Annotated in this window: 16 protein-coding genes and 1 pseudogene; 13 read left to right on the plus strand and 4 right to left on the minus strand. The window is 68.0% G+C overall.

Going from position 1 to position 18,479, the window contains the following annotated elements; translation table 11 throughout:
- Positions 1-247: 247 nt before the first annotated feature.
- The 4 genes from ACZ75I_RS06140 to ubiM all read left to right on the plus strand — a co-directional run bounded on the left by ACZ75I_RS06140 (position 248) and on the right by ubiM (position 3,675).
- Positions 248-1,411, plus strand: a complete 1,164-nt coding sequence (locus ACZ75I_RS06140) for a COG3904 family protein (RefSeq protein WP_061479514.1) — start codon at positions 248-250, stop codon at positions 1,409-1,411.
- A gap of 59 nt (positions 1,412-1,470) precedes the next feature.
- On the plus strand, positions 1,471-2,016 hold the full coding sequence (locus tag ACZ75I_RS06145; protein WP_472958827.1) for a DUF4019 domain-containing protein: 546 nt from the start codon (positions 1,471-1,473) through the stop codon (positions 2,014-2,016).
- Between the two features lie 11 nt (positions 2,017-2,027).
- Entirely contained in the window at positions 2,028-2,417 is a 390-nt protein-coding gene (locus ACZ75I_RS06150) for an MAPEG family protein (protein ID WP_180869280.1), read from the plus strand.
- A 79-nt stretch (positions 2,418-2,496) separates the two neighbouring features.
- Positions 2,497-3,675, plus strand: a complete 1,179-nt coding sequence (ubiM, locus tag ACZ75I_RS06155; protein WP_346476544.1) for a 5-demethoxyubiquinol-8 5-hydroxylase UbiM — start codon at positions 2,497-2,499, stop codon at positions 3,673-3,675.
- An 11-nt stretch (positions 3,676-3,686) separates the two neighbouring features.
- Here ubiM and ACZ75I_RS06160 read toward each other — a convergent pair whose 3' ends face one another.
- A complete protein-coding gene (locus tag ACZ75I_RS06160) occupies positions 3,687-3,908 on the minus strand; it encodes an RNA-binding S4 domain-containing protein (RefSeq protein WP_014036469.1) in 222 nt (73 codons plus the stop codon).
- A 268-nt stretch (positions 3,909-4,176) separates the two neighbouring features.
- Here ACZ75I_RS06160 and ACZ75I_RS06165 point away from each other — a divergent pair, with 268 nt between their 5' ends.
- The 6 genes from ACZ75I_RS06165 to ACZ75I_RS06190 all read left to right on the plus strand — a co-directional run bounded on the left by ACZ75I_RS06165 (position 4,177) and on the right by ACZ75I_RS06190 (position 13,779).
- The gene (locus tag ACZ75I_RS06165) at positions 4,177-6,123 is read left to right on the plus strand and encodes a DEAD/DEAH box helicase (RefSeq protein ID WP_472958828.1); all 1,947 of its coding nucleotides are present in this window, start codon (positions 4,177-4,179) and stop codon (positions 6,121-6,123) included.
- A 218-nt stretch (positions 6,124-6,341) separates the two neighbouring features.
- Positions 6,342-8,765 carry a putative bifunctional diguanylate cyclase/phosphodiesterase gene (locus ACZ75I_RS06170; RefSeq protein WP_346476546.1) on the plus strand — a complete coding sequence of 808 codons (2,424 nt, stop codon included), beginning with the start codon at positions 6,342-6,344 and terminating at the stop codon, positions 8,763-8,765.
- Between the two features lie 109 nt (positions 8,766-8,874).
- The gene (locus ACZ75I_RS06175) at positions 8,875-10,539 is read left to right on the plus strand and encodes a diguanylate cyclase (protein WP_180869272.1); all 1,665 of its coding nucleotides are present in this window, start codon (positions 8,875-8,877) and stop codon (positions 10,537-10,539) included.
- Positions 10,540-10,573: 34 nt separating this feature from the next.
- A complete protein-coding gene (locus ACZ75I_RS06180; RefSeq protein WP_019659152.1) occupies positions 10,574-11,296 on the plus strand; it encodes a pseudouridine synthase in 723 nt (240 codons plus the stop codon).
- A 134-nt stretch (positions 11,297-11,430) separates the two neighbouring features.
- Entirely contained in the window at positions 11,431-12,501 is a 1,071-nt protein-coding gene (locus ACZ75I_RS06185) for a sensor domain-containing diguanylate cyclase (RefSeq protein ID WP_005415818.1), read from the plus strand.
- 117 nt (positions 12,502-12,618) lie between these two features.
- Positions 12,619-13,779 carry an AAA family ATPase gene (locus tag ACZ75I_RS06190; RefSeq protein WP_346476549.1) on the plus strand — a complete coding sequence of 387 codons (1,161 nt, stop codon included), beginning with the start codon at positions 12,619-12,621 and terminating at the stop codon, positions 13,777-13,779.
- 30 nt (positions 13,780-13,809) lie between these two features.
- Here the strand turns inward: ACZ75I_RS06190 and ACZ75I_RS06195 are convergent, their stop codons facing one another.
- Positions 13,810-14,757 (minus strand): DMT family transporter, encoded by a 948-nt coding sequence (locus tag ACZ75I_RS06195; protein ID WP_346476550.1) that lies wholly within the window; start codon positions 14,755-14,757, stop codon positions 13,810-13,812.
- A gap of 126 nt (positions 14,758-14,883) precedes the next feature.
- On the opposite strand from ACZ75I_RS06195, the pseudogene ACZ75I_RS06200 reads away from it, so the two are divergent.
- Positions 14,884-15,192: pseudogene (locus tag ACZ75I_RS06200) on the plus strand (Pr6Pr family membrane protein); the annotation flags it as partial.
- Between the two features lie 52 nt (positions 15,193-15,244).
- Positions 15,245-15,439, plus strand: a complete 195-nt coding sequence (locus tag ACZ75I_RS06205) for a hypothetical protein (protein ID WP_472959067.1) — start codon at positions 15,245-15,247, stop codon at positions 15,437-15,439.
- On the opposite strand, the gene ACZ75I_RS06210 is transcribed toward ACZ75I_RS06205, so the two are convergent.
- The gene (locus tag ACZ75I_RS06210) at positions 15,360-16,235 is read right to left on the minus strand and encodes a DUF72 domain-containing protein (protein ID WP_242890151.1); all 876 of its coding nucleotides are present in this window, start codon (positions 16,233-16,235) and stop codon (positions 15,360-15,362) included. The genes ACZ75I_RS06205 and ACZ75I_RS06210 overlap by 80 nt on opposite strands.
- A complete protein-coding gene (locus ACZ75I_RS06215; RefSeq protein ID WP_346476551.1) occupies positions 16,232-16,675 on the minus strand; it encodes a VOC family protein in 444 nt (147 codons plus the stop codon). Before ACZ75I_RS06215 ends, ACZ75I_RS06210 begins: the two co-directional genes overlap by 4 nt.
- Positions 16,676-16,785: 110 nt before the next feature.
- Here ACZ75I_RS06215 and ACZ75I_RS06220 point away from each other — a divergent pair, with 110 nt between their 5' ends.
- Positions 16,786-18,348: a serine hydrolase gene (locus ACZ75I_RS06220; protein WP_472958829.1), complete on the plus strand. Its 1,563-nt coding sequence runs from the start codon at positions 16,786-16,788 to the stop codon at positions 18,346-18,348.
- Positions 18,349-18,479: the final 131 nt, after the last annotated feature.

Consider the following 18,479-nt stretch of genomic DNA (forward strand, 5'->3'; position numbering starts at 1 on the left):
AGTCTAGGCCCGTGCGGGCGGCGATACTCGCCACATTCGGACATGGATGCTGAAGGGGGTCAGGCCGGGCTGCGCCAGACATCGCGGTAGTGCCGGCCGCTGGCCGGCAACAGCATCCCGCTCTGGTAGGTGTCGACCTTGGTCGACACGCTTCCCCAAGGGTCAGAAGGGGTTCAGTGCCACGCGCTGAATGCGTCCCCCGGACGGGTAGACTGTGGCTCCTGCTCACGTGAAGACTGGTTGCCCGATGTCCGCCAAACGCCGCTGGTTGCCCCTGTTGTGCCTGGCCCTGGCGGGCTGCAGCCAGCTGGAAAATCCAGGCAATGTGACCGCTGCTGACAAGGCGGCGCGGGCGCCGGCCAGCGATGGCGAGAACATGGTGTCGATCAATGCGGCCGATGCACCGCCACCGCCAGCGCCGCCGCGCAGCCAGGCGGATCGGCCGTGGCCGCAGGCGCAGCTTGAGAATGGCCGTGCCTGGGTCAGCTGCAGCACGGAATATGCTGGCGATGCCGGTGACGGTGTCGAGCTGGAAGGCCTGCAGCGCGAGCAGATCACCCAGGCGCTGGCGCCGTGCGCCGAGCGCGGCCTGATGCGCGTGCGTTACGCCGGCAAGATCAATCCGGGCTTCGCCGAGATGATGTGGCGACTGGCCGTGGTCGCTGACGAGCAGAAGATCCACAAGCGCATCCTCGATCTGGATTCCAGCGGGGGGCAGGTGGAGTCGGCGATTGTCGCCGGTGACAGCATCGGTGAATCGGGCTGGACCATCTGGGTGCGCGAAGGCTCGATCTGCCATAGCGCCTGCGTGTTCGTGCTGGCCGCCGGCGACAACCGCCTGCTGTCGGGCAAGGTCGGCATCCACCGCATGATGCGCATCAGTTCCAAGGCCACCTCGCGCGCCGAGCTCAACCGCGAGCTGCACGAGGTCTACGACAACGTGAAGGACTACCTGCAACGCAACGGCGTGGCGGTCGGTGTGGCCGATCTGATGATGACCGTGCCCAACCGCAGCCTGCGCCTGCTGACTCCGGACGAACTGCGCCAGTACGGTCTGGATGGCACCAATGCGGTGCAGGACGATCTGGAACGGATCAAGCAGATGCGTGCCTGCGGCGACGATTTCGTGCAGCGCAAGGACGCCTTCCTGGTCGCCTTCGACCAGCAGTGCAAGCGCGAGGGCGCCGACATGGAGTCGATCAACAGCTGCGGCCAGGCGTTGAAGCAGCGCTTCGGCTTCCCGGACGCGGTCTGCCCCGACGAAAGCCCGCTGTCGGAGATCGATGTGGCGACGCTACCACCAGCGCCGCCGGAGCCGCCGCCGGTGGCCGAACAGGCGCCAGCAGAGACCGGCACGCCGGCCGCGCAGGCCGATGCGGCGGCGGTGGAAGGCAACGCCCACGCGCGCTGACGAACCGCTCACTGCGCTGGCGTAGACTGCGGTCCTTTCCTCCAGAACCGGCGGTGTCCATGAAGCGCGTGCTCCTGCTGCTGTCCCTGCTGCCCCTGACTGCGTTGGCGCAGGCACCTGCGCCGGCCACGCCGGCACCGGCACCCGCGCGCCCGGCCCCGGCATCGCCGGCGGCCGCGAAGCCCGCCACTGCAGGTGCCCCGGCGTTGACCGCTGCGCAGCAGGCCCAGGTGCAGAAGCAGGACGCGGAAATGGGCGCGGCTGCGTTGAAGGCGGCGCAACTGGTCGATGCCAACCGCGCCGGCGAATTGTGGGATGGCGCTTCGGCCGTCGCGCGCCGTGCGGTGCCGAAGGCCACCTTCGTGAGCCAGCTGACCACCGAGCGTGCACGCCTCGGTGCGTTGGCCGGGCGTGGCCAGCCGACCATCACCCGGGTCAAGTACAGCCCCGGCGCCGCAGTGCCGGAAGGGCTGTACATAAATGTCAGCTTCCCGACCCGTTTCGCCAACAGCGCACAGCCGGTGCGCGAGCTGGTCTCGTTCCGTTTCGACGAAGACCAGGTGTGGCGCCTGGCCGGTTACAGCCTGCGCGCGTCGGCGCCCTGAGGAGATGAGCGATGGCAACTGAACTGACGATGCTGGCCTGGTCGGTGCTGCTGGGTTTTGTCTACATCTTCGCCACCTCCACCGTGGTCACCCGCGAGCGCGGGATGAAGTGGAATGCCTCGGCACGGGATGGCGATGCAAAGCCGCTCAGCCCGCTGGCCGGCCGCCTGCAGCGTGCGCAGTCCAACTTCCTGGAAACCTTCCCGTTCTTTGCCGCTGCCGCCATCGCAGTGGTCGTGGCCGGGCGCAGCAACGGCACCACGGCGCTGGCTGCGCAGGCCTACGTCTGGGCGCGTGTGGTCTACCTGCCGCTGTATGCCGCGGGCGTGCCCTACGTACGCAGCCTGGTCTGGCTCGTATCGCTGCTGTCGATCCTGGCGCTGGTGTTCGCACTTCTGTAAGTCGGCCTGATCCAGATCAAGGCCGCTCAGGCGCGCGGCGCTATGCTGGCCCGGACTGAATCAACGGCAGGAGGCGCGCATGCGCAGGATGGACGTGGTGGTGGTCGGCGCCGGACCGGCGGGCCTGTGCTTCGCGCGTGCGCTGGCCGGCAGTGGCCTGCAGGTCGGGCTGGTCGAAGTGCAGCCGCGCCAGGCCCTGGCCGACGCCGCCTTTGATGGCCGCGAGATCGCGCTGACCCATGCCTCGCGGCAGAGCATGGAACAACTGGGGCTGTGGCAGCGCCTGCCGCAGGCCGAAGTCGCCGAGCTGCGCGATGCCAGGGTGATGAACGGCGGCTCGCCGTTCGCGTTGACCTTCGCCAGCAGCCAGGTCGACGGCCAGCCGCTGGGCTGGCTGGTACCCAACCATCTGATCCGCCGTGCTGCCTGGGACGCCGTGCAGGGCCAGGATGGGCTGGAGCTGTTCGACGGGCGCAAGGTGCTGGGCGTGCAGGCCGATGCGCAGGGCCAGGTGGTCAGACTCGATGACGGCAGTCAACTGCACGCGCGCCTGCTGGTCGCAGCTGACAGCCGCTTCTCCGCCACCCGCCGCATGCTTGGCATCGGTGCGCAGATGCGCGACTTCGGCAAGTCGATGCTGGTATGCCGCATGCAGGTCGAGCGCGACCATCACCACACGGCCTGGGAGTGGTTCGGCTACGGCCGCACCATGGCGCTGCTGCCGCTCAACGAGGGCCAGGCATCGGCGGTGATCACGCTGCCGCCGCGGCAGATCGAAGAACTGCTGGCGATGGACGAGGTGGCTTTCGGTGAGGCCATCAGTGCCTGCTTCGAGCATCGGCTGGGCCGCATGCAGCCGGTGGCCACACCGCAGGCGTATCCGCTGGTGGGGGTGTACGCGCACCGTTTCGTCGGCGAGCGTTCCGCGCTGATCGGCGATGCCGCGGTGGGCATGCACCCGGTCACCGCGCACGGCTTCAATCTGGGACTGGCCAGCGCACAGCGGCTGGCACAGGGCATCGTCGCGCAGCAGCGGCGCGGTGCGGACATTGCCGCCGCCGGCATGCTGGCCAGCTACCAACGCGGTCATCGGTTGGCGTCGCGGCCGCTGTACGAGGCCACCAACGCGATCGCCAGCCTGTACACCGACGATCGTCGCCCGGCACGCCTGCTGCGGGCCGCGGGCCTACGCCTGGCGCAGGGCGTGGCGCCGTTCAGGCAGCTGATCGCCTCGCACCTGACCCAGCGCGTGGCCTGAACACTCTCGGATCAGCCAGCGGCCAGCACGCGGATCTGGCTGTCGGCGAACTCGACCACCTGGCCTGCGCGGATCTTGCAGGCCTTGCGCAGTTCGACCTCACCGTCGACCCGCACCTGGCCCTCGCTGATGACCATCTTGGCCTCGCCGCCGCTGGTGACCAGGTCGGCCAGCTTCAGCAGCTGCTTGAGTTCGACGTAGTCGCCGTCGAGGTCGAATTCGAGAATCTGCATGGAGCGAGGGGTCCTGGAAAGAGGGCGCAGGCCAGCGGCCGGGCCGGGAAGCGGGCGCGTATTGTGCGCCAGCACGGGGCACGACGGCACGCGCATGGAAAGCTGTACGCCTCGTTCAGGATCAATGCGGTATCATTCCGCTCTGAGCGAGTGAAATCTCCTCCGACCGAGCAGCGCCAGGGCACGCGATAAGAAGGGCGCCCAAAGCGCGGACCATCACCCTTTTTATCGCACTGCCAGGAAGACGGCAGTGCCTTCGGAGTTCCCCATGTCCCAAGATTCCCAAGCGCCGCTGCAGTTCGCGCAGCTCGGCCTGTCCGAGCCCGTGATGCAGGCGGTCACCGCCATCGGCTACGAAACGCCGTCGCCGATCCAGGCCGCCACCATCCCGGCGATGCTGGAAGGCCGCGACGTGCTGGGCCAGGCCCAGACTGGTACCGGCAAGACCGCTGCGTTCGCACTGCCGGTACTGTCCAACATCGACCTGCAGCAGATCAAGCCCCAGGCCCTGATCCTGGCGCCGACCCGCGAACTGGCCATCCAGGTTGCCGAGGCGTTCCAGTCCTATTCGTCGAAGATCCCGGGCTTCCGCGTGCTGCCGGTGTACGGCGGCCAGCCCTACGGCCAGCAGCTGTCGGCCCTGCGCCGTGGCGTGCACATCGTGGTCGGTACTCCCGGCCGCGTGATCGATCACCTGGACCGCAGCACCCTGGACCTGTCCGAGCTGAAGACCCTGGTGCTGGACGAAGCCGATGAAATGCTGCGCATGGGCTTCATCGACGATGTGGAAGCCGTGCTGAAGAAGCTGCCGGAGCAGCGCCAGGTGGCCCTGTTCTCGGCCACCATGCCGCCGCAGATCCGCCGCATCGCGCAGACCTACCTGCAGGACCCGGTGGAAGTGACCATCGCGGCTAAGACCACCACCTCGGCCAACATCCGCCAGCGCTACTGGTGGGTGAGCGGCATGCACAAGCTGGACGCGCTGACCCGCATCCTGGAAGTCGAGCCGTTCGACGCGATGATCATCTTCGCGCGCACCAAGGCCGGCACCGAAGAACTGGCCAGCAAGCTGCAGGCGCGTGGCCTGGCCGCTGCCGCCATCAACGGTGACATGCAGCAGGCCCAGCGCGAGCGCACCATTGCCATGCTGAAGGAAGGCAAGCTGGACATCCTGGTGGCCACCGACGTGGCCGCCCGCGGCCTGGACGTGGAGCGCATCAGCCACGTGCTGAACTACGACATCCCGTACGACACCGAGAGCTACGTGCACCGCATCGGCCGTACCGGCCGTGCCGGCCGCAGCGGCGAGGCGATCCTGTTCGCCACCCCGCGCGAGAAGGGCATGCTGCGCCAGATCGAGCGCGCCACCCGCCAGCCGATCGAAGAGATGCAGCTGCCGAGCGTGGAAGCGGTCAACGACACCCGCATCAACAAGTTCACCTCGCGCATCAGCGAAACCCTGGGTACCGGTGGCCTGGACTTCTACCGCCAGCTGCTGGAGCGCTTCGAGAACGAGCAGAACGTGCCGGCCATCGAGATCGCCGCCGCGCTGGCCAGGATGCTGCAGGGCGATACCCCGTTCCTGCTGCAGCCGCCAGTGCGTGCCCCGCGCGAAGAGCGCGCAGCGCGCGAGCGCTTCGACCGTGGTGACCGCCCGGAACGTGGTGATCGCTTCGACCGCAACGAGCGGGGGCCGCGCTTCGAGCGTGGCCCGCGTCGCGACGACGCCGAAGGTGGTTTCGAGCAGCGTCCGCGCCGTGAAGTTCCGCCGCGTGGTGCACCGGAGCAGGGCATGGAGACCTACCGCATTTCGGTGGGCCATCAGCATGGCGTGAAGCCGGCCAACATCGTCGGCGCCATCGCCAACGAAGCCGGCCTGGAAAGCCGTTTCATCGGCCGCATCGACATCCACGACGACTTCTCGCTGTTGGACCTGCCGGCACAGATGCCGCCGGACGTGCTGTCGCACCTGCAGAAGGTGTGGGTGTCCGGCCAGCAGCTGCAGATGCGTCCGCTGGCGGCCGGTGAAGAGATCAACCCGGCCCCGCGTCCGTTCAAGCCGCGCTTCGACAAGCGTGGTCCGGGCGGCCCCGGTGGCCCGCGTCGTGGTGGTCCGGGTGGTCCGGGTGGCCATGGCGGCGACCGCGGCGGTGACCGCGACAGCCGCTCGCCACGTCGTGATGGCTTCAAGCCGCGCGGCCCGCGCAGCTTCTAAGCTGCACCCACAGCCGTCCAGAGCAACGCCAGCCCCCGGGCTGGCGTACAGGAAAAGGGGACGGAGGGGATTAAGTCGTATATGGCAGGCCATGCGCTTATGCCGAAAACGACTTAATCCCCTCCGTCCCCTTTTTCGCACGGTCAACACATTGCCGGTCATAGGCTGGTCCGGTTCCAAAGGAGGTTGTCACCGCAGCACATTCGGGGGGATCCGGGATGGGTAGGAGTGGCACGGACCAACAGAGCCGGCGGGTGCCGATGACCCGGGGGCTGGGACTGCGATTTGCGTTGTTGACCGGCATGGCGATCGGACTGGTCGCACTGTCGGCGTTGATCCAGGAACTGCAGGCGGCCTCCACCGCCTGGATCGCCGGCCAGGGATACTGGTCGCGCGGTCAGCAGGATGCGACCGCCGCGCTCAGTCGCTACCTGGCGCGCGGCAATGTCCAGGACCTGGACGATGCACGCCAGGCCCTGCAGGTGCCGTTGGGCGATCTGCAGGCGCGCTTGGCGCTGGAACAGGCGGAGCCTGACGAAGAGAAGGCCCGGCAGGGCTTCCTGCAGGGGGGCAACGCGCACGCCGACATTCCGCGCCTGGTGTTTTCGTTCCGCTACGCGCGCGATATCGGTGCTTTCCGCGAAGCGACCGCGTTATGGCGGCAGACCGACGGGGACCTGATGGCGCTGCAGCGCCTGGTCGATGAGTTGCAGCGGCGGCACGAGGGTGGCCCCTTGCTGACAGCCACGCGTGACCAGTACCTGCAGCAGCTGCGTGACCTGGACCAGCGGATGAAGGTGCAGAGCCAGGCGTTCTCGCAGGCGCTGCTGCGGATGGCGACGCTGGTGAGGCTGGCCACGTTGATGGTCGCGGGCCTGTCGGTGCTGGCGATCAGCCTGATGGCGGTGGCCCTGGCGCGCCGCGTCGGCAAGGACCTGACCGAACACGAGAGCCGCTTCCGCGCAGCGTTCTACCAGGCCAACGTCGGCATGCTCAAGCTCGATACCGAAGGCAAGGTGATCGAGGCCAACCAGGCGATGGCCGACATCCTCGATCATCGCCGCGACGTGCTGCTGCAGCTGTCGCTGGCTGACCTGCTGATGGACGGCGAGCTGGTCATTGACGGGGTGGGGCGCATCGATTGGGACCGCCAGCTGCGCCCGAGCGAACTGCGATTCCGCCGTCGCGATGGCAGCCTGGTCTGGGGCCGCTGGAGCGGCACCGGTGTGCGCAGCGCCGGCGGCGGCCTGTCGGTGTTCGCGATCATCGAAGACGTCAGCCAGAACCATGCACTGGCGCGCGAGATCGAGCACCACGCCAGCCATGACCCGCTGACCGGCCTGATCAACCGGCGCGAGATCGAGCGCCTGCTGGAACGCGCACTGCTGCAGGTGCGCAGCGAAGGTGGCACGCACGCGCTGTGCTACATCAACCTGGACCATTTCAAGCTGGTCAATGACAGCTTCGGCCATGCCGCCGGCGACCAGATGCTGCGCAGCTTCGCCGAGTACCTGGTGGCGGCGGTGCGCGATGGTGACTGGGTGGGCCGGCTGGGTGCGGACGAGTTCGCGGTGTTCCTCGCCCATGCCGGGCAGGACGAGGCCAAGCGCGTGCTGCAGCGCGTGATCCGCAATCTGGGGCAGGCGACGTTCCTGGTGAGCGAGGGCAGCCCGCAGTTGAGCTGCAGCATCGGCGTGGTCGAGGTCAGCGCCGATGCACCGGATGTGAACTGGTTGATGAGCGCCGCCGACAGTGCCTGCTATGCGGCCAAGCAGGCCGGGCGCAACCGCGTGCACTGCTTCAACGAGAACCGCATGGCGCTGGAGGAACGGCGCCGGGAAGCCGAGCGGCTGCAGGGCGTCAGCCTGGCCATGGCCGAGAACCGCATGGTGCTGTATGCGCAGCGCATCGCCCGCGTCGGCGATCCCACCTACCTGCACTATGAGGTGCTGGTGCGCATGCGCGGCAGCGATGGCAGCCTGCACCTGCCGGGCCAGTTCATGCCGGCGGTGGAGCGCTATGGCATGGCCGTGGCGCTGGACCGGCACGTGCTCGGCCTGCTGTTCCGGCACCTGCAGGTGTGCCCGGCGCATGTGCGGCAGCTGGGACTGTGCAACGTCAACGTGTCGGCGCAGTCGATCGCCGAGCCCGGCTTCCTCGCCTTCGTCTGCGACCTGCTGGAGCGCAATCGCGCGCTGGCCTCCAAGCTGTGCTTCGAGATCACCGAGACCGCCGCGATCAGCAACCTCAGCCAGGCGCGCGCGTTCATCGATGCGGTGAAGGCGCGCGGCTGCCGGATGGCGCTGGACGATTTCGGCTCCGGGCTGTCCTCGTTCGGCTACCTGCGCCAGCTGCCGGCCGACATCCTGAAGATCGACGGGGCCTTCGTGCGCGACATGGATACCGATCCAGTCAGTCACGCCACCGTGCGCGCGATCAGTGAACTGGGGCGCGAGCTGCAGATGGAGGTGGTGGCCGAATGGGTAGAGACCGCCGAAGTCGCCGCCGCGCTGACCCGGCTTGGGGTGCAGGGCCTGCAGGGCTATGCGGTCGAGCGACCGCAGCCACTGGAACGGATGACCCTGGCCGACCTGCGGCCGGTGCGCCTGGTGGCCGTGAAAGGTCCTCCCGCCGCAGGCTGAATGGTCTGCGGCGACTTTGGTCTACACATGCGTTGCAGCCGCGGCTGCGATAATGCCCGCCAGGGGCGACGCGCAGTGGGCGCGGGCGTAAGCAGGAACAGGACGTGGCGTGGGCGGCAGGCAGTGGCAGTACGGAACAGGGGCGGTGCTGGTCGTGCTGCTGGTGTGGTTGGCAACGCCGTGGCCACTGTGGGCCGCCGCCGCCGAAGCCGGCCGCGATTACCTGCTGGTCGGCGCAGCCACCGATGAACCCACTCCACATCGCGCATGCACGCCGGGCATGCTGGCCGGTCACCGGCAGCAGGTGCAGGTGCCTGCGCCGCCGGGTGGCTGGTCGGGGCAACCGCAGGCCCTGGACGTGTTCAATGTGTTCGCTGGCGAAGTCCGCGTGCAGTATGGCGATCGCGAGATCTGCGGCAACATGCACGATGCCCGTACCCGAGACTCACGCTTCCGCGCAGGCATCGGGCTGGTGGCGGTGCCGCCAGCGGGCAGTCACGATCCCTTCCTGGTGTCGTGGCAGACGCCGTTGAAGGCGCGTTGGGTACCCACCCTTCGGCTGGGCGCGCCCAGTCCCGTGCAGCAGAACGATACCGCCCGCCTGCTGGTGCGCGCGGCCTGCATCGCCGTGGCGATCGCACTGGCGTTGTCGGCACTGATGGCCTTCCTCACCACCCGCGACCGCAGTTTCCTGGTCTACATCGCCGGTACCACCGTGCTGGTGCTGTGGCAGGCCATCCTCGGTGGCCTCAGCGGCTATCCGGAACCCTGGCTGCCGGTGGGCGAGCGCGGTGCCTGGTGGCTGCTGGTGTTGACTGCGGCCACGCAGGCCCTGGTGCTGCCGGCGCTGTGGCGGCTGAATGGCGGTGATCGCCTGTTGCCGCGTTCGCGTCCGTTCCAGCTGCTGGCGCTTTGGGGATTGCTGGCGTTGGCTGCACTGGTGCCTTGGCTGCCATGGGACAGCCTGGCCTGGGTGGCGCAGGGCCTGCAGGTGTCCTATCTGCTGGGCTGTGGCCTGGCGTTGATGGCAGGGGTGTGGGCACGGCTGCGCGGTGACCGCTGGGCGCAGGCGGGGCTGGCGGCGCTGGCGCCGATGCTGGTGTTGATCCTGGCCGACGCCTGCCGCGCGGCGTGGTTGCTGGAATACCGCGTGGAGGCCCTGCAGCTGGCGGTGACCTGGCTGCTGATGATGGCCGCCTACGCACTGAACCAGCGGCTAGGTCGCCTGCGCCAGCAGCGCGATGAACTGCGCCAGCTGGCCGAGACTGATGGCCTGACCGGCCTGCCCAACCGCCGTGCCGGCCTGCAGCAGCTGGCCCGCCACTTGGAGCGGGTTGACCGCGAACGTGGCCCGCTGGTGATCGGCTTCCTCGATATCGATCTGTTCAAGGACATCAATGACCGCCATGGCCACGCCGTGGGGGACCAGGTGCTGGTGGCGGTGGCGCGCGCATTGCGTGCCGCGGTACGCAGCCAGGACCAGGTAGTGCGGATGGGGGGCGAAGAGTTCCTGCTGCTGATGCCGGGCATGCCGCGGGAGGCGGCGTCGGCGCGCCTGGATCGCCTGCGCCGGCACATCACGGAGGCGGCCCGGGCGCTGCAGGTGCCCGGCCTGGAGGTCACCGCCAGCATCGGCCTGGCGCAGTGGCGGCCGGGCGAGGACGATCTCGCCGCGCTGCTGCGCCGGGCCGACCATGCCATGTACGTGGCCAAGCGTGCCGGCCGCAACCGGGTGTTCGACGGCGAAGAACTCGATCCACCCGGCCTGGCATGAAGCGCGGCGGGCGGCGATGCCGGATAATAGGGCGATGACCACCCGACTCAACAAACACATCGCCGACACCGGCTTCTGCTCCCGCCGCGAGGCCGATCGCCTGATCGCCGCCCGCCGGGTCACCGTCAACGGCCACCCGGCAGGCACCGGCGCGGTGGTGGGCGAGGAAGACCAGGTGCTGGTGGATGGCCAGCCACTGCGCGCGCGCGTGGCCCGCAAGCCCGGCGCCCGCCGCCACGTCTACATCGCGCTGAACAAGCCGGTCGGCGTCACCTGCACCACCGAGACGTCGGTCAAGGGCAACATCGTCGACTTCGTCGGCCATGAACAGCGCATCTTCCCGATCGGCCGCCTCGACAAGGACTCCGAAGGCCTGATCCTGATGACCAGCAACGGCGACATCGTCAACCAGATCCTGCGTGCCGAGAATGGCCACCAGAAGGAGTATCTGGTGGCGGTCAACAAGCCGGTCACCGATGAGTTCCTGCGCGGCATGGCGCGTGGTGTGCGCATCCACGACCAGATGACGCTGCCATGCAAGACTTCGCGCATCGCCAAGTTCGGTTTCCGCATCACCCTGCAGCAGGGCCTGAACCGGCAGATCCGCCTGATGGCCGCCGAGTTCGGCTATCGCGTGACCCAGCTGCGCCGCGTGCGCATCGACAACATCAAGATTGGCGCGCTGAAGCCGGGCCAGTGGCGCAACCTGACCGAGCAGGAGCTGCAGGGCCTGCTGCCGAAGCAGCTGGACTGGTAGTGCCCGCCGCTGGCCGGCTGCAATGGGCGCGCGATGTATCCGGGATGCCGGCCAACGGCCGGCACGACCTGCCATGCGGATTGCGCACCGGCTTCCGCTAGACTTCGCGGTGACCTGCCGGAACGTGACGTTGCATGATCAAGCCCGACAAGCCCGCCAACGAAGCCCTTCGGCTCGAGGCGCTGTATCGCTACCGCATCCTCGATTCGGAGCGTGAAAAATCCTTCGACGACCTGGTGGTGATCGCCAAGGCAGTCTGCGGCACCTCGATGGCGGCGGTGACCCTGATCGATGTCGAACGGCAATGGTTCAAGTCGATCCAGGGCATCGATGCGGCGGAAAACCTGCGCAGCGAATCGATGTGTGGCCATGCCATCCTGCAGCCGCAGCAGATCATGGTGGTCGAGGATGCGCTGCAGGATGTGCGCTTCCACGACAATCCGGTGGTGGTCGGCGATCCGCACATCCGCTTCTATGCCGGCGCGCCGCTGATCAGCTCCGACGGCTTGCCGCTGGGTACGCTGTGCGTGTTCGACGCACAGCCGCAACACCTGGCCAGCGACAAGGCCGAGGCGCTGGCCGCACTGTCGCGGCAGGTGATGCTGGTGATGGAGTTGCGCCGTTTCGCGCTCGACATCCAGAACCACATGCTGGAACGCGATGATTATGAGCGCCTGCTGTCGGAGTACCACGACGTGCTGCTGGCGCAGAACGCCGACCTGGCCGAGCAGAGCCGCACTGATGCGCTGACCGGCCTGCCGAACCGCCGCGCGATGGCAGCGGCGCTGGACGAGGCCGTGGCGATGACCGGGGAGCAGCCCGCTGAGGCCTGCGTCGCGCTGCTGGACATCGATCATTTCAAGCACATCAACGACTTCCAGGGCCACGCCACCGGCGACCGCGTGCTGGCCGAACTGGGCGCGCTGCTGCGGTCGCACTTTGCCGGCCGTGGCATGGCGGCGCGCTATGGCGGCGAGGAGTTCGTGGCAGTGATGCCCGCAACCGACCTGCGCACCGCCGAACTTCAGTGCGAGTTCCTGCGCCTGGCCGTGGCCGACCTGCCACTGGGCTTCCCGGTCACGATCAGTATCGGCATCGCCCAGCACCAGCCCGGTGAAAGCGTGGACGACACGCTGGCACGTGCCGACAAGGCGCTGTACCGGGCCAAGGGCAATGGCCGCAACCGGGTGGAAGTAGCGGGCTGAAGCGCCCCGCCCGGTAGATCCACGCCATGCGTGGATGCTCTTCCCGATTCACATCGCGTCGCAGCGCCTGCGATCAAGAGCGGGCAGGATGACGCCCTGTTTTCCCGGACGCCGACCATGTTGCAGACCCTGGCCATCGCCCACTATCGCTCGCTGCACGGGTTGGTATTGCCGCTGCAGCAGTTGAATGTGGTGACCGGCGACAATGGCAGTGGCAAGTCCAGCCTGTACCGCGCGCTGCGCCTGCTGGCCGAGACCGCGCAGGGTGGCGTCGCGGCGGTGCTGGCCCGCGAAGGTGGGCTGGGTTCGGCGCTGTGGGCGGGCCCGGAAAAAATAGACCGTCGGGTTGCTGCCGGCGAAATCCCCTTGCAGGGCGGCCCACGCCAGGAATCGGTGGGATTGAAGCTCGGCTTCACCACCGACGAATTCGGCTACGCCATCGATCTCGGCTACCCGCCGCCCAGCCGTTCGGCGTTTGCGCTGGACCCGCAGATCAAGGCCGAGGCGATCTGGGCGGGGCCGTTCCTGCGCAGCGCCAACCAGCTGGTCGATCGTCGCGGGGCGATGGTGCGGCAGCGCCATGCGCGCGGTTGGGATCTGGTGGATGACCGGTTGTCGCTGTTCGACAGCCTGTTCACCCAGGTCGGCGATCCGCAGCGCATGCCCGAAACGATCACCTTGCGTGAGTACATCCGTTGCTGGCGCTTCTATGACCATTTCCGCAGCGATGGCGATGCCCCGGCGCGGCAACCGGCGATGGCCACGCGCACGCCGGTGCTGCATCACGATGGCCGGGACCTGGCGGCGGCCTGGGTGACCATCCTCGAGATCGGCGACCCGGTTGCGTTGGCACGCAGCGTCGACGACGCGTTCCCGGGCGCTACGGTCGATTTCGAGGCGCTGGATGGACGCCTGGCGCTGCGCTTCCACCAACCTGGGTTGCTGCGGCCATTGTCGATGGCCGAGCTCTCCGACGGCACGCTGCGCTTCCTGCTGCTGGCGGCGGCGCTGCACACACCACGCCCACCGCCGCTGATGGTGCTCAACGAACCGGAGACCAGCCTGCACCCGGACCTGCTGCCGGCGCTGGCGCGGCTCATCATCGCAGCCAGTGCGCGCAGCCAGGTATGGGTGGTGTCGCACGCCAGCCGGCTGATCGCGGCGTTGGAACAGGCGCCAGGGTGCCATTCGCTGCATCTGTACAAGGACCAGGGCCGCACGCTGTTGAGCGGGCAGGGCCTGCTGGATGCGCCGGCCTGGCATTGGCCGCAGCGCTGATGCGGCCATCCACGCCATGCGTGGATGCACTCAATCGGCGATGTTGCGCGCTTCGGCCGTGCCGAGGATTTCTGGATGCTGCACCGGCTTGCGGCGGTTCAGCAGCGGATGCAGGAACACCGCGCCGACGATGATCGCCACGCCCAGGTAGAACCACGGGGTGACTTCGTGCTGCTCGCGCAGCAGCACCACCGCCAGTACCACCGCATAGACCGGCTCCAGGTTGGTCACCAGCTGCACCGTGTAGGCGCTCAGGTGGCGCAGCGCGACCAGGGCCAGGGCGAACGGCAGCAGCGTGCAGAACCCGGCCAGCACCAGCAGCAGGATCCCGTCGTGCAGATTCGGGACCACCCACAGCGGGCTGGCCAGCGCCGGCAGCAGATAGGGCATCAGCGGCGCCAGCAGGGTCAGTGTGAGGGTGCCGGCACCCAGCTCCAGCGCGGTGACCGTGAGCGGATCGGCATGGCTGACCATGCGCTTGTTGAGCGAACCGAACACCGCCACCAGCAGCGCCGAGATCGCGCCGATCAACACACCCAGGCGCATGCCATCGGGCACGCCACCGACCACCAGCGCAACACCCGGCAGCACCGCCAGGCCAAACGCCAGCTCACGCAGCTGGAACGGCCGCTTGGCCACCCACGGCTCGATGATCGAGGTGAACACCGGTGCCAGTGCGATGCAGGTGGCAGCCACCGAGGCATTGGCCAGCTTCACCGCGCCGTAGAACGTCAGCCAGTGCAGGGCGACCAGCGCGCCGATGCCGGCGTAGCCGGCGACCAGCCGCAGGGGCAGGGTACGCAACCCGCGCCAGACCCGCGGCAGCAGGGCCAGCATCGCCGTCACCAGCAGCATGCGCCACCACACCAGCGGCAGCGCGGGCATCGTGATCAGCTTGCCGAGGATGGCGGTGACGCCCCACAGCAGGACACAGAAATGGATCTGCCACAGCGCTTTGCGGGTGTCGGGTGTGCTCATCGGCCTATTGTGAGGCAATCTTACGGTCGCCGGCGACGCCTGTGGCATGCTCGCGGCATCGACCCAGGGAACCGAGCCATGGCAACCGATCGCTCTTTTCTGCGCGGATGGGCCGCACTGACTGCCATGGTGGCAACAGCCTCACTGCTTTTGCAGTACGTGTTGCTGGTGCGCGGGCCGGGGGGGGCGGCCGGGATCGGCGTGGCGACGCTGCGCTTCTTTGGCTATTTCACCATCCTCAGCAACCTGGCTGTCTGCGTCGGATGCGGGTGGGTGCTCCTTGGCAGAATGCTCAAGCCGACAGTGGCGGCGGGCCTGGCGCTGTGCATCGGCGTGACCGCGTGCGTCTACGTGCTTGCATTGCAGGGGCTGTGGCAACCGACCGGGCTGCAATGGTGGGTCGATGCGGGCCTGCACTATGTCGTGCCTGCGCTGTTCCTGCTGGGGTGGCTGCTGCTGTTGCCGCACGGCGCGCTGCGCTGGCGGCGTGCTGCTGGTACCGCTGGTCTACCTTGGCTGGGCGATGCTGGTCGCTGCAATGACCGGACAGGCGCCGTATCCATTCCTCGAACTGCAACGCCTGGGGCTGGCGGCCTTCCTGCTCAACGTGCTGCGCGTTGCGGGCGTGTTCGTGGTGGGCTGGACCCTGCTGTGGGGGCTGGACCGCTGGCGCCGTCGATGAGGCGCTGCAGGGCCATCGCTGCGGCCGGGTTGCGGGCCTTGCCGGCACCGATGCACAGCAGGTAGACCTCGCGCGGGGTTTCCGGGGCGGGCCCGGCCAGGCAGGGCAGGTCGTCCACCGGCTCGCCGCGTGACCAGCGTCGTGCGCGTTCAGCCCAGCGCTGCTGCACGGACGCAGGCAGGCCCTCGTTCAAGCGGGCCTGGCTGCGCTTGATCCGCGCGTAGACGAAGCCCGCACTGACATCGCCATGCAATGGCGCCTCGTCGCTGTCCTCGATCACCAGCGCCACGCCGTGGCGGCGCGCGGCGGCGACCAGAGCCGGTCCATGTGCCTCGGCGTTGCGCACTTCCAGAGCGTGCTGCAACGGCACGCCCTCGAGCTGCTTCGGCAGCTGCGCCATCAGCGCTTCCAATGCATCGGCGTCGGCCGGATGGTGCGGATCGAACTGCCACAGCAGCGGGCCGAGCCGGTCACCCAGCGCAAGTGCCGCCTGCAGGAACGGCGTGGCCGCTTCCACGGTGCTGGCCAGGTCGCGGCGCTGCACCAGGTAGCGTGGCGCCTTCATCGAGAAACGGAAGCCTTCCGGCGTCTGCGCGGCCCACTGCGCGCACTGGGCCGCAGTCGGCGTGCGGTAGAAGGTGCCGTTGATCTCGATGCAGCGCAGGGCGCGGCTGGCATGGGCCAGTTCCTCGCGCTGCGGCAGTCCCACCGGATAGAACATGCCGCCGCGCCACTCGGGAAACACCCAGCCACCGATGCCGCAGCGGATCTCCGCCTGCCGGGCGGTCGCGGTCACTGGTCGTGGTCCTCGCGCCAGGGGTCGTAGCTGCCGAACCACCACAGGTAGCCTTCAGGATCGGCACAGGCGTAGCCGCGGCCACCGTAGTCCTGGTCGGCAATGTCGATGACGATGCGCGCCCCAGCCGCCTTGGCCCGCGCATAGTGCGCATCGACATCGGTGACGATCACGCAGGCACTCTGGGTCTGGCGGCCGCCGACTTCTCCGGGCAGGACCGCGTGTTCGCTCCACGCGCTCTGGTTGTTGGCCGAGCCGAGCATGATCATGCCGTTGCCGAAGGTGAGCTGGGCATGGAAAACCGTATCGCCATCGGCATACACGGCCTGGGCATGGAAGCCGAAGGCCCGTTGCAGCCAGTCGATGGCGGCCAGCGCGTCGCGGTAGCGCAGGCACGGAATGATGGTGGAGCCGTTGCTTGGTTGGCCGTTCCCGCCCATGACACCCCTCCTTTGGCACGGGGCAGGGTGCATCGGCGACCGTTACCATCCTGCGAAACCCCGGTGACGGCCTGCACATGGCCGCGACCCCTGTTCGGAGATGGTGCTCGATGAAAACCTGGATCGGAGGAGCCGTGCTGCTGGCGTGCACGACCATGGCCAATGCGGCGACCCCGCAGCAGCTGCAGGACCTGGATGCGACCGTCGAGCGCGTGCGCACGCAGTTCGACGTGCCCGGCATCGCCGTGGCCGTGGTCAAGGATGGCCAGGTGGTGCTGGAACGTGGCTGGGGCGTGCGCGAGCAGGGCAAGCCGGAACCGGTGCAGGCCGACACCCTGTTTGCCATCGCTTCCAATACCAAGGCGTTCACCGCCACCTCGCTGAACCTGCTGGCCGAGGACGGCAAGCTGAAGATGGATGACAAGGTGATCGACCACCTGCCGTCGTTCCGCATGTCCGATCCGTTCGTGACCGGGCAGATGACGATCCGCGACCTGCTGTCGCATCGCAGCGGGCTGAGCCTGGGCGCCGGTGACCTGCTGTTCTGGCCGGCTACCTCCTACAGCAACGCCGAAGTGGTGGAGCGACTGGGTAGGGTACCGCTGAAGGGCGGCTTCCGCGAAAGCTATGCCTACGACAATATCCTGTACGCGGTCGCCCAACAGGTGATCGAGCGCGTGTCCGGCATGAGCTACCAGCAGTTCCTGCAGACGCGCATCTTCGACAAGGTGGGGATGGCTGGCACGCGCTACAACGCCGACCACCTGAAGCCAGGTGACAAGGCGGCGGTCGGCCACGCCAAGTACGATTTCAAGGACCTGCGCACCGTTGCACCGCTGACCTGGTCGAACAATGCCGGCGCCGGTGGCATCTATTCCAGCGCGCACGACATGGCGCGCTGGATGCAGGTGCAGCTGGCCGGAGGCAAGCTGGCTGACGGCACGCCGTTGTTCAGCGAGAAGAGCCAGCAGCAGATGTGGCGGATGATCACCCCGCAGTCGATCCCGGCGCCGAGCGTGCCGGAGCTGGCACCGGCGCGGGCCAACTTCGCTGGCTACGGCGAAGGCTGGAGCCTGAGCGACTACCGTGGTCAGAAGCTGGTCTGGCATACCGGTGGCTGGCCGGGCATGGTCTCGCGGTTGACCCTGGTGCCAGGCGAGAAGCTGGGCGTGGTGGTGCTGACCAACCAGGAAGTGGGCGCGGCATTCAATGCGATCACCCTGAGCGTGCTTGACGCTTACCTGGGCGGAGAAAAGCACGATTGGGTGGACGCCTATGCCAAGGCCGTGGCCAAGGGCCAGGACAAGGCCGACGAGGCCTGGGCCAAGCACCAGAGCGCACGCGACAAGGGCAGCAGGCCATCGCTGGCGCTGGCCGGCTACACCGGCAGCTTCCGTGACCGCTGGTATGGCGACATGCAGATCAGCGCCGAAGGCAAGGGCCTGCACCTGCGCTTTGCGAAGACCGCGCAGCTGAGCGGGCGCCTGGAGCACTGGCAGCACGACACCTTCATCGTGCGCTGGGGCGACCGTTCGCTCAACGCCGATGCGTTCGTGAACTTCAGCCTGGACCCGGATGGCAAGGTGCGTGAGGTGCGCATGCAGCCGATTTCCGACCTGACCGATTTCAGTTTCGATTTCCAGGACCTGCTGTTCACCCCGGTCAAAGAATGAGGGTAGCGCCGGCCGCTGGCCGGCAACCTCATGATCCCTGGAAACGTCGCGAGGTTGCCGGCCAGCGGCCGGCACTACCGGCGCCACGGCATCGTCGGCCGGCGTACACATCCGGCGTGGGATACTCCGCC

Source organism: Stenotrophomonas sp. X (genome assembly GCF_055721025.1).